Annotated in this window: 14 protein-coding genes; 3 read left to right on the top strand and 11 right to left on the bottom strand. The window is 44.1% G+C overall.

Annotated elements, in window-relative coordinates; all coding sequences use genetic code 11:
* Positions 1 to 16: 16 nt before the first annotated feature.
* The 7 genes from PHEP_RS21170 to gltX form a co-directional block, all read right to left on the bottom strand.
* The gene (locus PHEP_RS21170) at positions 17 to 598 is read right to left on the bottom strand and encodes a chemotaxis protein CheB (RefSeq protein WP_015810043.1); all 582 of its coding nucleotides are present in this window, start codon (positions 596 to 598) and stop codon (positions 17 to 19) included.
* Positions 580 to 1,404 (bottom strand): CheR family methyltransferase, encoded by an 825-nt coding sequence (locus PHEP_RS21175; RefSeq protein WP_015810044.1) that lies wholly within the window; start codon positions 1,402 to 1,404, stop codon positions 580 to 582. The genes PHEP_RS21170 and PHEP_RS21175 overlap by 19 nt, the downstream gene beginning before the upstream one ends.
* An 8-nt stretch (positions 1,405 to 1,412) precedes the next feature.
* The gene (locus PHEP_RS21180) at positions 1,413 to 1,781 is read right to left on the bottom strand and encodes a response regulator (protein ID WP_015810045.1); all 369 of its coding nucleotides are present in this window, start codon (positions 1,779 to 1,781) and stop codon (positions 1,413 to 1,415) included.
* Positions 1,782 to 1,805: 24 nt separating this feature from the next.
* Entirely contained in the window at positions 1,806 to 5,396 is a 3,591-nt protein-coding gene (locus tag PHEP_RS21185; RefSeq protein WP_015810046.1) for a response regulator, read from the bottom strand.
* Between the two features lie 11 nt (positions 5,397 to 5,407).
* On the bottom strand, positions 5,408 to 6,532 hold the full coding sequence (locus tag PHEP_RS21190) for a hybrid sensor histidine kinase/response regulator (RefSeq protein ID WP_015810047.1): 1,125 nt from the start codon (positions 6,530 to 6,532) through the stop codon (positions 5,408 to 5,410).
* Positions 6,533 to 6,637: 105 nt separating this feature from the next.
* Positions 6,638 to 7,477: a KPN_02809 family neutral zinc metallopeptidase gene (gene ypfJ, locus PHEP_RS21195; RefSeq protein WP_015810048.1), complete on the bottom strand. Its 840-nt coding sequence runs from the start codon at positions 7,475 to 7,477 to the stop codon at positions 6,638 to 6,640.
* A gap of 69 nt (positions 7,478 to 7,546) precedes the next feature.
* The gene (gltX, locus tag PHEP_RS21200) at positions 7,547 to 9,055 is read right to left on the bottom strand and encodes a glutamate--tRNA ligase (RefSeq protein ID WP_015810049.1); all 1,509 of its coding nucleotides are present in this window, start codon (positions 9,053 to 9,055) and stop codon (positions 7,547 to 7,549) included.
* A gap of 310 nt (positions 9,056 to 9,365) precedes the next feature.
* Here gltX and PHEP_RS21205 point away from each other — a divergent pair, with 310 nt between their 5' ends.
* The gene (locus PHEP_RS21205) at positions 9,366 to 10,583 is read left to right on the top strand and encodes a sensor histidine kinase (protein WP_015810050.1); all 1,218 of its coding nucleotides are present in this window, start codon (positions 9,366 to 9,368) and stop codon (positions 10,581 to 10,583) included.
* Positions 10,561 to 11,064, top strand: coding sequence for a DinB family protein (locus PHEP_RS21210; RefSeq protein ID WP_015810051.1), 504 nt, complete (start codon positions 10,561 to 10,563; stop codon positions 11,062 to 11,064). The genes PHEP_RS21205 and PHEP_RS21210 overlap by 23 nt, the downstream gene beginning before the upstream one ends.
* Positions 11,065 to 11,095: 31 nt before the next feature.
* Here PHEP_RS21210 and PHEP_RS21215 read toward each other — a convergent pair whose 3' ends face one another.
* Positions 11,096 to 11,665, bottom strand: coding sequence for a Crp/Fnr family transcriptional regulator (locus PHEP_RS21215; RefSeq protein ID WP_015810052.1), 570 nt, complete (start codon positions 11,663 to 11,665; stop codon positions 11,096 to 11,098).
* A 106-nt stretch (positions 11,666 to 11,771) separates the two neighbouring features.
* On the opposite strand from PHEP_RS21215, the gene PHEP_RS21220 reads away from it, so the two are divergent.
* A complete protein-coding gene (locus PHEP_RS21220) occupies positions 11,772 to 12,095 on the top strand; it encodes a DMT family transporter (protein ID WP_015810053.1) in 324 nt (107 codons plus the stop codon).
* A 16-nt stretch (positions 12,096 to 12,111) separates the two neighbouring features.
* Here the strand turns inward: PHEP_RS21220 and PHEP_RS21225 are convergent, their stop codons facing one another.
* Genes PHEP_RS21225 through PHEP_RS21235 form a run of 3 tightly spaced genes read right to left on the bottom strand, consistent with a single transcriptional unit; the run spans position 12,112 to position 14,727 of the window.
* On the bottom strand, positions 12,112 to 12,666 hold the full coding sequence (locus PHEP_RS21225) for a DUF2911 domain-containing protein (protein WP_015810054.1): 555 nt from the start codon (positions 12,664 to 12,666) through the stop codon (positions 12,112 to 12,114).
* Between the two features lie 32 nt (positions 12,667 to 12,698).
* Entirely contained in the window at positions 12,699 to 12,881 is a 183-nt protein-coding gene (locus PHEP_RS21230; protein ID WP_015810055.1) for a hypothetical protein, read from the bottom strand.
* A 40-nt stretch (positions 12,882 to 12,921) separates the two neighbouring features.
* The gene (locus tag PHEP_RS21235; RefSeq protein ID WP_187290732.1) at positions 12,922 to 14,727 is read right to left on the bottom strand and encodes a glycoside hydrolase family 9 protein; all 1,806 of its coding nucleotides are present in this window, start codon (positions 14,725 to 14,727) and stop codon (positions 12,922 to 12,924) included.
* Between the last annotated feature and the right edge of the window lie 62 nt (positions 14,728 to 14,789).

Below are 14,789 nucleotides of genomic sequence, written 5' to 3' on the forward strand. Positions count from 1 at the left end.
ATTTATCATCTTAAGATTAGGGTAACAAATTTATGAAATCTCCTATAGCTTCAATACTTAATTCATAATCTATTTGCACATTTAGCTTTGCCTGTGCCGGCATATAGGCCACCTGCGCGGTCTCCGGATCCTGTATTATAGCTGTTCCACCCCAGGCTTTCACGCTTTTCAGCCCGCTTACCCCGTCGGCATTAGAGCCCGAAAGCAACAGGCAAACCAACTGCGACCGGTACACCTCTGCCGCCGTCTGGAAGGTCGCATCAATTGCAGGGCGCGAATAATTTATTTTCTCAGAATAATCCAGGGAAAAGGTCTGGTCCTGCTCAATCAGCAAATGGTAGTCCGAAGGTGCAACGTAAATGGTACCCGCCAATATGGCCTCTTTTTCATCCACTTCCTTAACCCTCATTTCAGTCCGTGTCGACAATAAAACAGGCAGTAAAGAATCTGTTCCATGTTTTCTGTGCACCACAATAATGATCGGGAAGCTGATGTCCGGCCTTACTACCGGCAATACCTTTAGCAATACATCTAAGCTACCGGCAGAACCGCCTATGATAAGTGCCTTGCATTTTTCCATCAGCCTATCTTTCTCCATATCTTTTCTCCCGGCAACCGTTTATACCGCTTGGCAATCCTCGAAAAATCAACCGTTTCCTTACTGCCCAGGGCCAGGTAACCCAGGCCTTCCAAACTATTGTCAAAAAGATCAAGCACATTGTGCTGCAGGTCACGGTCAAAATAGATCAGCACATTTCTGCATAAAATCAGCTGGAACTCATTAAAAGAATGGTCGGATACCAGGTTATGGGTCGAAAATATAATCTTGCTTTTCAGGTCCTCATTAAACTTTGCCAGCGAATAACTGGCCGTATAATAGCTCGAAAAATCTTTTAGCCCTCCCGAAAGGATATAATTTTCTGAATACTGCTTCATCTGGCTCATGGCAAACATGCTTTGGGCCGCCTTTTCCAGCACAGCGGGGTTCAGATCAGTTGCATAGATCAAAGATTTATGCAACAAATTCAATTCTTTTAAAAGGATAGAAATAGAATAGGCTTCTTCTCCGGTTGAACAGCCTGCCAGCCAGATACGAATAAAGGGATAGGTGCCCAGCTTGGGCAGCACTTCCTCCCTTAATGTCCTAAAAAAAGAGGGGTCCCTGAACATTTCGGTCACATTTACGGTAATCTGCTCTACAAACCGCTTAAAATAAGCCTGATCATCCGAAATCCTGTACCTGAACTCGGCAAAGCTCAAGGCTTTATCCAAAGTGTACAACCTGGAAATCCTTCTTTTTAGCGAAGCCCGTGAATAACCCGTGAAATCATAGCCATATTGTTCCAGCAGATCGGAAAGCAGGATCTCTACATGTTCATCTTGAATTACGGGGACCTCCAGCATTTGTTCCGTTAAATATAATCGTTTAGCAAGCGGGTTAATTCATCAACATTTATCGGCTTGGAAATATAACCCACAGCTCCTGCATTTAAGCACCTTTCCCTATCGCCCATCATTGCCTGGGCCGTAACCGCAATCACGGGGATATCTTTTAATGAAGGGTCCTTACTCATCCTGTGCATCGCTTCATAACCATCCATTCCCGGCATCATCATGTCCATCAGTACTACCGTAATGTCTTTATCCTGTTCCAGGATGTCAAGTCCTTCCTGCCCGCCTATAGCAGACATACATTTATAACCTTTAGCTTTCAATACTGCCGTTAAGGCAAAGATATTCCTGCTGTCATCATCTACTATCAATATTTTATTAACTGCCATATATTTTAAAACATGGTTACTAAATTACACCCTATCGTAAAGCCACACCCTTAGCAATGAGATCAGCTGATCAATGTCAACCGGTTTGGAAATATAATCTGAAGCTCCGGCAGCAATACATTTCTCCCTGTCGCCCATCATTGCTTTTGCTGTAACAGCCAAAACAGGCAATTGTTTGTATGCTGCAATCTTTCTGATTTCCTTTGTAGTCTCATATCCGTCCATTTCAGGCATCATCATATCCATCAGCACAATATCCACCAAAGGGTTGTCTTTAAGCGTTTGCAGTGCCTCTTTACCATCTGTCGCAGCCAGTACTTTCATTTTATGCTGTTCCAGCGCTTTGGTAAGGGAAAAGATATTGCGCACATCGTCATCGGCAATCAACACGGTTTTATGGTGCAGTACTTCATATAAACCGCCCAGCTTCTCAGATGGGTTTTTTTTCTGTTTCCCATCACCTTCTTTCTCTTCTACCAGGTGAAGAAACAAGGCCGCCTCATCCAGGATACGCTGATAAGAATGTGCTGTTTTTACAACAATAGAATCTGCATACTGCTTAATGCGGCTTTCCTCTCCTTTCGAAAGGTTTTTACCGGTAAAAATAATAATGGGCAGGTTTTCCAGCCCCTTGCTTTTCTTTATGGTATCCAGGGTTTCATAAGCACTCTTGTCAGGAATACCCATATCCAGGATCACACAGTCTACTTCCTGTTTGTTTAATGCGCCAATGCTTTGTGTTACATTGTCTGCTACCTCTGTCTGAATGTTGTAATTGCTCAGGAAATAACTCAAAGCCTCTGCATGCTGCTTATTTTCCTCAACGATCAGCACCTTTTTAGGATGGCGACTCAAGGCCAGCTCCAGCTTTTGAAAAATCTGCTGCATCTGTTCCAGAGCAACAGGTTTATTGATAAAATCGACAGCCCCCTTCAACAAACTCTCTTTTTTTACTTCCAGGGAAGACATGATGTGAACAGGTATTGGCCTTGTCAAAGGGTTAGATTTCAATTCCTCCATCACCTGCCAGCCATCCTTTACAGGAAGCTGTATATCCAGCAGTATAGCCAATGGCCGGTAATGATTGGCCAGCTCTATTCCTGCATCTCCCCGGACCGCAACGATACCTTTATAATTCCGCTTACGCGTAAAGCGCAGCAGTGTTTTTGCAAAATTAGTGTCGTCTTCAATAATCAGGATTACCCTGTCATCCGGCTTAATGTCGTTCCGGTCATCCTCAATCTCCTGCGGAATATGATCTACAGTAAACCGCTCTGCTGCAACAAGTTCTCCTCGGTCTATATAAAGGGGCGAGGCTATAACATCCTGCCCTGTCTCAACCTGCACAATCGTCTTCCGGTCTACCGGTAAAGCAAGGGTAAACTCACTGCCTACATTTTCCTTGCTTGTCAGCTCTATCTCGCCCCCCAAAAGCTTGGATAGCTCCCTGCTGATGGACAGGCCCAGACCAGTTCCGCCAAATTTACGGCGCGTTGATCCATCCGCCTGCTGAAAAGCCTCAAAGATCAGTCCCTGTTTATCCAGCGGAATACCAATACCGGTATCTGTCACTTTAAATAAAATGGCCTTACCAGCATCGTCCTGCTTCACTGTTAAAGCAACTTTTCCTGTTGAGGTGAACTTAATCGCATTGGAAAGCAGGTTTTTTAAAATCTGCTCCAGCCTCATCCTGTCCGTATTGATCCCTGAAATGTCACTTTCAACATCAATCACCAGATCCAGGTTTTTATTTTTTGCAAGCGGACTAAACAGCGAACGCATATCTGTTGCCACCTCTGTAATATTGACATCAGTAAATTCCAGCTTCATTTTACCCGCCTCAATTTTAGACAGGTCAAGGATTTCATCAATCAGGCCCAGAAGTCCCTGTCCGGAGCTTTGTATCACCTCCGCATATTCAATATATTCCTTATCCAGTTCCTTGTTTTCAGACATCAGCTTCGACAGCAACAGGATGGAATTTAATGGCGTGCGGAGCTCGTGTGACATATTGGCCAGGAATTCCGACTTGTACTTGGTACTCTGTTCCAGCTGTTCGGCCTTGTGCTGTATATCCAGGTTCCGCTCCTGTATCAGCTGGTTCTTTTCTTCCAGTAAACTTGTTCGCTCTTCCAGTTCCTGGTTGCTTTGTAAAAGTTCCTCCTGCTGTACCCTTAATTCTTCTTCCGAAGTCTGGATCCTTTGGGTTTGTGCTTCCAGTTCCGCATTCAGGCCTTCCAGCTCTCTATGCTGCGCCTGTAATTCTTCGGCCTGTGCCTGTGTTTCCTCCAAAAACTCCTGCAACTTCTTACGGTTCTGGGAAACATGGATGGCAATACCAATATTGGTTGAAATGCTGTTTAAAAAGTCGAGCTGCAAAGGGGTATAACTTTGTAAAGCGCCAAACTCCATTGCCCCAACAACCACCCCATCTCTAAAAACCGGAACAGCAACCACATTGCGTGGCTTGGTATGGCCGGTCGCATAGCTGATCGTCAGCCCATCTTCAGCAATATCGTTGATTAAGATTTGCCTGCCCGATTGTGCAACCTGTCCGATTAAACCCTCACCCAGGCTCAGACTTTTCTTTTTCTGGTCTTCCATCAGTGCATATCCCCCGGTAAGATATAGCCTTTCATCCTCTTCAAGCAGATAAAATGCCCCTACCTGACTATGGGTAAGCCCCGCAATACTTTCCAGAATATCGTGAGTAAGCTCTTTTACGCTTTTTTCTCCCACCATTTTATCATTCAGGGTAGCGATCCCCGATTGTAACCACTCTTTATCTGCCAGCAAAGAAAAAGAGTACTGCAAAGACTCAGCCATGGCATTTAATGATCCGGCCAGACTGCCCAGCCCATCTTTTTCCTCCTCATCAAGCCTGATCCGGTAATCACCGCTCGAGATCTGAGCCGCAATGCCTTGTATCACCTCTATCCTGTTGTCTATTTCATCATTTTTATCCTGTAGCTCCTGCTGCAACCTTGTCCGGGTATTAAAATCAGCCGAAACTTTCCGGTAAAAAAAGAAAGTAATCAGAATAGCTAAAAAAGCGGCCAGCACAATCAATGAAGGCGTATAACCTGCCAGCTTGTTCAAATCGGCAGTCCTGAGCTCCAGCAATCTTTTCTCTTCGGCCTGCATTACCCTGATGAGATCGCGGGCCGAATCCATATAGGTCTTACCATTGATCAGCTCACCAACACTTACATTTCCACCCCTGCTTTTTATCGCCACTGTTTTTTTTAATATCTGCAACCTGCCTGTAATCACCTCCCGCAATTTTTTTACGTTCCTTTGCTGAACCGGATTGTCTTTGGTTTCAGCAGCTACCTCATCCAGCAAAGCAATTGCTTGCTGTTCGGCTCCGTTATAGGGCTCCAGAAAGTCTTTATCTCCTGTAAGCAGGTAGCCCCGCTGCCCGGTTTCCGCATCTTTCAATACCGAGATCACCCCATCCAGATTGGTCATCACATCATTGCTGTGCTGCACAAGGTCGGCACTGCCGATCAGGTTCTTTATACTTAAATAAGAAGCCAGGGAAGTGATAAACAGGATCAGCAGGGATAGCCCCAAACCGATCCTCAGATTATTTTTAATCGTTCTTTTACTCATAAAATTCCTTTTTAATCTGCTTCAGGAACAGCATTTAACGGCAGGGTAAAATAAAACTCCGATCCCTCTCCGGGCTTGCTCTTCACCCCTACCTCTCCTCCATGCCTGTTAATAATTTCGGCCGAAATATATAAGCCTATACCCAGCCCCTGAAAATGAATTGCTGTTTCTTCTACCCTATAAAATTTCTCAAATACATTTTTTTGTAGTTCAGGTGCTATACCTATCCCAAAATCACGGACACCAAGGTACAATTGGCCTTCTCCCACCTTCACATTAACTTCTATCTCATTTGTTCCCGGCGAATATTTTATGGCATTGGTTAAAAAATTAACAATTACCTGTTCAATGCGCATTTCATCTGCATAAATTTCTTGTGGGGCATTCCCCTTTCTGATGATGTTGAAGGTCGGGTTCGCCTGATGAATCACTTCCAATACCCCGTCAAGCAAGGCATCAAGTACAAAATACTTTTTGTTGAACTTTAATTTTCCGCTTTCTATTTTTGAAATGTCCAGCAAATCTGCAATCAGCTCATTTAACTTTTCCAGCTGTACCTGCGCCTTGGCCAGGTGTTTTTTTACCGTAGGGATATCTCCCTTATCTACGCTCCTGCCCAGCAACTGCACATAACCTTTAACACTGGTAAGCGGGGTTTTTAATTCGTGGCTCGCAATGCTGATAAATTCATCCTTTTTCCTTTCTGCCATTTTTCTGAACTCAATTTCATCCAGCAAGGCTTTTTGTATTTCTATCAGTTTCCGGCTCTGTTCATAAATCCGGTAAAATGTTTTCACTTTTAACAGTAAAACCCCCATATCTACAGGCTTGGTAATGTAATCCAGTCCACCTGATGAATAGCCCTTGGTAATAAATTTAAGCTCTGTATTTGCTGCAGATAAAAAGATGATCGCTGTTTCTTTCGCCTTGCTATAGCCAGAAATTGCTTCTGCTACTTCAAAGCCATCCATTCCGGGCATCTGAACATCCAGAATGATCAGTACATATTCATTTTTAAGTACTTTTTTTAAGGCTTCTTCGCCTGATGATGCAGTATCAACTTCAAAGTTATGTCTCTCCAGAACCTTCTTTAATGAAATCAGGTTCTCGGGGGTATCATCTACTATTAATATCATTATTAAAAATAAATAAGGCTTTTAGCATCTTGTGTAATTGTTAAACATTAATTTATACAAGTTTATAAGTTTAAACTTATATATAACCATTTTGTTGCAGAAACATCACAGACTACTGGAATTAAAGGTATCACCCTGCCTTATGTCTCCGGTATCAAAGCCTTTTTTAAACCAGTACATCCGTTGTGCCGATGTACCATGGGTAAATGCATCTGGCACCACCTCTCCCTGTGCCTGTTTCTGAAGCTTATCGTCGCCAATGGCATTGGCAGCCGTCAAAGCCTCTTCAATATCGCCTTCTTCCAGTTTAAAATCTTTTAAATTCTGTGCCTGATGGGCCCAAAGCCCTGCAAAAAAATCTGCCTGTAATTCCAGTTTAACAGACAGGCGGTTGTACTCCTTTTCACTTACACGGCCCCTGGCCTGCTGAAGTTTGTCAGAAATCCCCAGCAGGTTCTGTACATGATGCCCAACCTCATGTGCAATCACATAGGCCTGAGCAAAATCTCCTGCGGCACCAAAACGGTCCTTTAAATCCTGATAAAATGTTAGATCTATGTATACTTTATGGTCTGCGGGACAGTAAAAAGGGCCTACAGCCGAACTCGCATTTCCACAGGCGGATTGTACCATATTGGAAAACAGCACCATCCTGGGTTTTTCATATTGCTGACCCATGGTTTCAAACTGCTTTTCCCAAACCTGGTTGGTCGACTCCAGCACGCCGTCAACAAATTTACCCTCTGCGTCCGTAGGATCGCCGGTCTTGCCCTCTGTTTGTGTTACCTCTCCAACAGGCAACTGACTAACTACTCCTGTAAGGTCTTTACCAAAAAGTAAACCTAAAACAATAATGATAATACCAACACCACCCCCGAGTTTTGCGCCTCCGCTCATCCCTCTTCTGTCGTCAATATTACCACTTCCTTTACCGAACCACTGCATATCAATTTTTTTAGTTTTGTTTATAAAAATTGCGACAATTGTTATACCAAAAATAAAAGAAAATGCAGATTAATTAAACGCGGCTATCGCTTTATGGATTCTTTTGATGGTTTCTGCTGCGCCAAGGTTTACTGCAATATCAAAAACCCCAGGTCCAAATTTTCCGCCTACCAGCATAATCCTTAAAGGGAGCATCAGTTCTCCCGGTTTAAAATTATGCGCTCCGGCAAGTTCTTTAAACTTTTCTTCCAGTTCCGCTGCAGCCGGTCCATCTTTTACGTCCAGGGTATAAGCTTCAAAAAAAGCCGCCTTTTCCGGTGTCCATTTTGGCTTCACCGAAGCCAGGTCATAAACTTCGGGTGCAATAAAAAAATAGCTGCTTTGTGGTACAAAATCAGTTAGCAGATTACAGCGATCTTTAATTAGGTCAATGACCTGTTCCAATCTTACATCATCATTCAGCACCATGCCCTCGGCAGTAAAGGAATCTTTCACAAAAGGGAGCAGCTTTTTTGCTGTCGCATTTTTGATCCATTCGTGGTTATACCATTTTGCTTTCTCAAAATCAAATTTAGCCCCGGCCTTGCTGATCCGCTCCACAGAAAATTTATCAATCAATTCCGCTAAAGTGAACAACTCCTGGTCTGTTCCATCATTCCAGCCCAGCATGGCCAGCAGGTTAACAAATGCTTCCGGCATAAAGCCAAGTTCCTTAAAGCCTCTAGTCAGATCGCCTGTTTTGGGGTCTGTCCAGTTTTGTGCATATACCGGAAAGCCCAGCCTGTCGCCATCCCTTTTGCTTAATTTACCATTACCATCCGGCTTTAAGATCAAGGGCAGGTGCACCCATTGCGGCATTTCAGTCTCCCAGCCTAAATACCGCCACAATAAAATATGGATGGGTGCCGATGGGAGCCATTCTTCACCCCTGAAAACATGGCTGATCTCCATTGCCCTGTCGTCTGCCACAACCGCCAGATGATAGGTCGGCATACCATCTGCCTTCAGTAAAACTTTGTCGTCAACTAAATTGGTATCAAAACTAACATATCCTCTTATCAGGTCTGTAAAAGAAACCAGTTCATCTGCAGGCATTTTAATCCGTACAACATAAGGGGTATGATTTGCAAGCAGCACATTTACCTCTTCTGCTGTCAGGCTCAGGGAATTCCTCATTTCCAACCTGTTGGCCAGGCCATAGGTAAAATTCGGCACCGCTTTGCGCTTTGCCTCCAGTTCTTCAGGAGTATCAAAAGCATAATAAGCAAAGCCATCTGCAATCAGCTGATCTGCGTATTGTTTATAAGTAGATTTTCTTTCGCTTTGGCGATAAGGCCCGAACGCCCCACCTTGTTCCGGACTTTCGTCGGGTGTTAAGCCACACCAATCCAGGCAGGAAGTAATGTATTCTTCCGCACCGGCTACAAAACGGGTCTGGTCTGTATCCTCAACCCGTAAAATAAACGTGCCATTGTGTTTTTTGGCAAACAGATAATTGAATAAAGCAGTGCGTACACCACCCAAATGCAATCCCCCTGTTGGGCTGGGGGCAAATCTTACTCTTACTTTCTTTTCCATAATTACTTCTGCAAAGATATATTTTTTACGCGTTTGCCAGCCCATTGATCTGATGTGTTCCAACATTAAAAAAGCAGGCTGTTTAGTATCAGTACGGTTGTATATTTGTCTTGCTTTTCTCCTGCTTTCCTCTTGCTATTCTCTTGCTATCCTCTTGCTCAAGCAGGTTAAAAACCAGTAATTATCAAAATAAAGTAAATAGCATGTCAGCCTTTTTCTGCTTTGCAGGTGCTTTACACCTATTGCCCGATTATTTAATTGCTTAATCCTGCATTTTTAAATGCTATTTTGTAATTTGCCCTTATAATCTATGAACCCGTACGAGAAAAAGCGCCGCTGGAAATTCTTCTTACTGATCTTTGCCATTGTTATAGGCACAGCTTCTGTCTTTTACAGCGATTTCTTTGTTAAAAAAATGGAAAGGGAAGAGCAGCTGCAGTTCCAGCTGTATGTAAAGGTAACTGAACAAACCCTGGCCATGTACGACGACGACCGTTATACCGGTCTGATCGACCTGATCAGAACAAATACCAAACTGCCCGTCATCATGACGGATTCGAAAGGGGACATCATCAGTTACCAGGGGCTTGATTCTACCAAGACCAATTACGATCTGGAAAAAAAGGCCAACGTCAATTACGACCCTGCTTATTTTGCCAGGGAACTCAGGAAAATGAAGAAGCAACACCCCGCAACACCCATTTTAGGGGGCGATGATACGCGTTGGTATATTTATCATAAAGACTCCGCAACCTTAACCCAGCTCCGGTATTTCCCTTACATCCAGCTTGCCGTAATCGGCCTGTTTTTACTTACAGCATATATTGCTTTCAGTTCGGCCCGCAAAGCAGAACAGGACCAGGTATGGGTAGGGATGGCCAAAGAAACCGCACATCAGCTGGGCACGCCCATCTCATCACTCATGGCCTGGGTTGAACTGATCAAGTCGCGCTTCGATGCAGAAGATGACCCCTTAATTGCCGAAATGGAAAACGACATCAAACGGCTCGAAGTGATTACCGACCGTTTTTCCAAAATCGGCTCCAAACCTATTGTGGAAGACCATGTGGTATATACTGTCATTTATAACTTCATGGAGTATTTTAAACTCCGCACCTCAGACAAGATCGTGTTCAGCATTATTGGCGACGAGCAGGTACGCGCTTTGCTCAATGTTCCGCTTTTCGACTGGGTTATAGAAAACCTGCTTAAAAATGCCGCCAATGCCATCGAGAACGAAGGCAACATTACCATTAACATCATAGAAAACTTAACCAAGGAGGAAGTATTCATAGACGTGACCGATACCGGCAAAGGCATTGCACGCTCAAAGTTTGATGCTGTATTTCAGCCTGGTTATACCACACGAAAACGTGGCTGGGGACTGGGCCTCTCGCTTACCAAACGGATCATTGAAAATTACCACAACGGACAGATCTTTGTCAAAGATTCCGAACTGGGCAAAGGCACAACCTTTCGTATCATTTTAAAAAGTAGCATTACCTATGAACCGACCTCAAATACATGAGTATCCCGCATGGGGTGAAAAATACATCAGCCTGGTAGAAGGGGATGCATTGGAAGTCCTTAAAAAACAGGCTTCAGATTTCCCGGATTTTATAAACAGTCTGGTCGAAAAAGCAGATTACGCCTATGCCCCTGGAAAATGGACCATTAAGGAGCTCATTGGCCATATTATTGATACGGAGCGGATCCTTACTTACCGTCTGACTTGTTTTGCACGTGCCGAAAACCATGCGCTTCCCGGATTTGAAGAAGATGATTATGTAGCCAATGCGCATTTTAAGGACAGGAGCCTGCTGAGTTTTTCGGAAGAATTCGCTTTGTTAAGGAAATCGGGTCTGTACCTCTTTGGTTCTTTGACGGAGCCTGAACTGAACAGGAGCGGAACAGCCGCTGAAAGACAGATTACGGTAAGGGCCTTACTTTTCGTCATTGCAGGTCATATCATCCACCATACCCAAATCATTAAAAGCCGCTACCTCTAAGCCGGATTGCCGGTTTCACATCGGAAAATGCTTAAGCCCTGAGCTCTGCCCTGATCCTGCTTAAAGTTACCTGGGTTACTCCAAGGTAAGAAGCAATATATCCCAGCTGGATCCTTTGGATCAGTGCCGGGTTGTCGCGCAAAAGTTCAGCATAACGTTCGGATGCCGTTTTAAAGAGCCGCCCTATAAAACAAGCTTCCGATTTGATCAGTTCCAGCTCGGCAAGCTTCCTTCCCCAGTTCGCAAATGCAGCATCCTGTTGAAAAAGAACTTCCAGTTCTGCTGTCTTGATTTCATACAATGTACTGTTTTCCAGCAACTCTATACTCTCATAGCCCGGCAACCCATTGATGTAGCTGTTGTAAGAAAACAACAGGTCTCCCTCCATCCCAAACCAAAAGGTGATCTGACTTTCAGGGCCCTCACAAAAAGCTCTGGCAATTCCCTTTTCAATAAAAAAAACCGACTTTTCGACACGACCTGTATGAATAACCAGCCGGCCTTTGGGCAATTCTATCTTTTCCATCAGCTCCAGCAATTGATTTAGTTGCTGTTCTTTTAAGGGATAAATGCTTTTTATTTTTTTTAGAATATTTTGCAAGTGCAGGTTGTTTTTGTAAAGATAAAATACCTGAAGCCTTATTTTTTAACATTTGTAAAAAACTTCCTGTTTAATTCGGGGTATTTTTGCAGAAAATATTTAGATTATGAGTTGGATCATTTTAGTTATTGCAGGTCTTTTTGAAGTTGGTTTTACCACCTGCTTAAAGCTGTCAAACAATTTTAGCAATATAAAATGGAGCGCTGCATTTTTTGTTTGCATCTCCCTTAGTTTTTTATTGTTAAACAAAGCCATACAAACATTACCTATGGGTACTGCTTATGCCGTTTGGACAGGCATAGGTGCAGTAGGCACTGTCCTTGTTGGTATCTTCTTTTTTGAGGAACCGGTTAATTTTTGGAGGATCTTTTTTATTGCAACGCTGATTGGCTCTATTTTAGGCTTAAAGTTTATTGCCGGCAGCCATTAAGGTTGCCGTTTAAGTTTTACTTTATAGCAATAGGAAGTTCAACCTGCGTACGGTCCCAGGCCAATACCATATTGGCCCCTTGTGGCTGGGCTGTAAAGGTGACAGACAAAACCTCGACCGGTTTGTCCAGTGTTTTAACCGGCACTTCAACCCGTACCACATCCTGGTCCTGGTTGTAGCTAAAAGCGCCCCAGCGATCTGTTTGTCTGTTGATGATCAGCGTCCATTTATCCCGGGCAGGGATGGCAAACAGGCTATAGGTACCTGCTTTTATATATTTGCCCCCAATGCTGGCCCGGGTGTAAAACCTGATCTCTGTACATTCATTTGCACCTACACGCCATACCTTGTCAAACTGCTCCAGCACACCAAAAATTTCCCTTCCTTTCTTTGAAGGCCTGGAATAGATCAGTTTGATCAGGGGCGTTGAGCCGTCTTTTACTTTGGCCGCGTTTAAAGGATAGTATACAATATCAGCGGGGCTGGCATCTACAGGTGCAAATTTAGGTTCCTGTCCGTAAACAGCTAAGGCAAAGATCGCAAGTATTGCGAATAAACTTAATCTTTTCATCAAACCAATCCCTTTAAGGTAATAAGTATTAACTAGTACTGACGTCCTTTAACAATACCGTTTAAGAAAACAGCACCGAATATAAATCCTATAACTCCTCCAAGGATAGACCAGCCAAAGCTACCGGATATAATTGCAGCAGTTAAAATACCAAAAAACAGGCCTAAAACGTAATAAACCCAATCAAAAGTGTTGTTGTTCTCTTCTTTAATCATCTCATGAATTCTTAGGCCTCAAAGATATTGAATTATTTTTTTATTTCCCGCTCGTCCTGCTATCAAAAGCAGCCAGTAAATAGATCAGCGAAGCTGTACCGTCCATTGTGGGCTCATTTGTACTGTAATCACCGAAATCATCATGGTAAACCACCAACCCGGATTGAAATCCAGCATATTCATCCGGCTGTACCAGTTTAATACCAATCAGGTTTTTATAAATGCTCCCATACACGGGGCCATCAACCAGACCTCCGTCAACAGGATATTGATACAGGTGCGTTAGTGCCGAATGGGGGTCTTTGGGGGTATCGCCCCAGGCAGGTAAGCCGTATACCATACTGGTACCCCATGGGTTGCAACCAAAAAGCCAGTCAAAATTGGCCTGCACCAGCTCCTCAAACTGCTGGTCGCCGCTCAGCTTTCCATACAGATATCCCTGAATGGCAAAAGAAGCCGTCAAATTGTTGGAACACCAGATAAAAGGAACACCTCTGTAAAAAGCATTGTTCCTGGCCTTGTCCCAAACCTTTTCCAGGCCCGCCCTGTAATAACCGGTTGCCTGTTCCGAAATTCCCTGCTGTTTTGCTTTCGCAATTTCATAATGTCCAAAATTATGAAAAGGGTACCATTGATAATGCCTGGCAGTGTCGGCACCCATCCATGGGATCACCGGCTCCTTCCTGGCATAAACCGCTGCCTGCCGGAAATATTTTTTCCCACCAAAAGTCTGGTACAGTTCTGCCGCAGCCAGCTCCATATCATCCGTCCAATTGTCCTCTTCATAAAAATATGGGGCCCGGTTTGGCGCTGTTTGCTGCACCCCGGGTTGTTTTAAGCCAAAAGCATAGGCAGATCTGGCTTTTTCACCCAGCAATTTGGCATATGCTGCGTCTGTTCCCCTAAATAGTCGCTGTCCCAAGGCAAAGGCACTGCTAAATTTACCGGCAACTGAAGCCGTTCCGGTTGCCCTGTTCTTATATTTACCCAGGCCCTGCGGTTTCCCATTGGCAAAATAAACCGGTCTCTCGCTTCCTTTCCCATAATCTACATTGTCTTTTGTAGGCAGCCGCAAGCCCTGGTGGTCCCTGTCGTCTGCAATCTGATTAAACATCCAATCCTTACGGGGGTGCATTTTCAGTAACCACTGCAATCCCCAGCTGGCTTCATCCAGTATGTCTGCCCGGCCATTTTTACCTTCAAGGCCATTGGCAAGGTACTGGTCTGTAAAAACACCTGGAAAATCACGATAAGCGGCCAGCAAATGATAAGTAGCATTGGCCGATGTGGTGGCATATTGCAGGTAATCAGAGGCATCATGCCAGCCTCCGCTAACATCTATATGTGTACTGTCGGGCATTGGCCCGTACATCGTATAACCATCCCGGGTATGGCAGCTGTCTTTCAGATAGGGGTTATACCCGCTTCGCTGCTGGCGCATATACCTCAGGGCAAAATCGGCTGTATGGTTATAAACATGCTTGTCAATGATCAGTTCAGGAGATTGCACACTTCCTGCTTTGATAAAGTAGCGTCCCGGAAGGGTAAAATCACTAAAGTTTAACCTGGCCGATCTTTTAAAAGGTCCGTAAGCACCAAAAAGCTTAATGTTTCCAGAGGTATAGACTACTTTTCCGCTTTCCTTTTCTATAATTTCAAACTTTTGCGGCAGCTCAGTTTCATCCTGACTTACCCAAACAGCCACTTTTATGGCTTGCGGCTGATAGCCCAGCAGATTGATCCGCAGCCAGGCAGCCCTGGTTTCAGTCGACTTAATGTCGGCCCGAAAGGAAAGCAATAACAGGCCAGCGTATACTGCACAAAACTTGATTACATTAGTTCTCATCAGCTTAAATTTATATTTCCACCCACAATGGTCCTCATCGCCCCCAATCTTGGCGCACATTA

Source organism: Pedobacter heparinus DSM 2366, from assembly GCF_000023825.1.
GTDB lineage: Bacteria > Bacteroidota > Bacteroidia > Sphingobacteriales > Sphingobacteriaceae > Pedobacter > Pedobacter heparinus.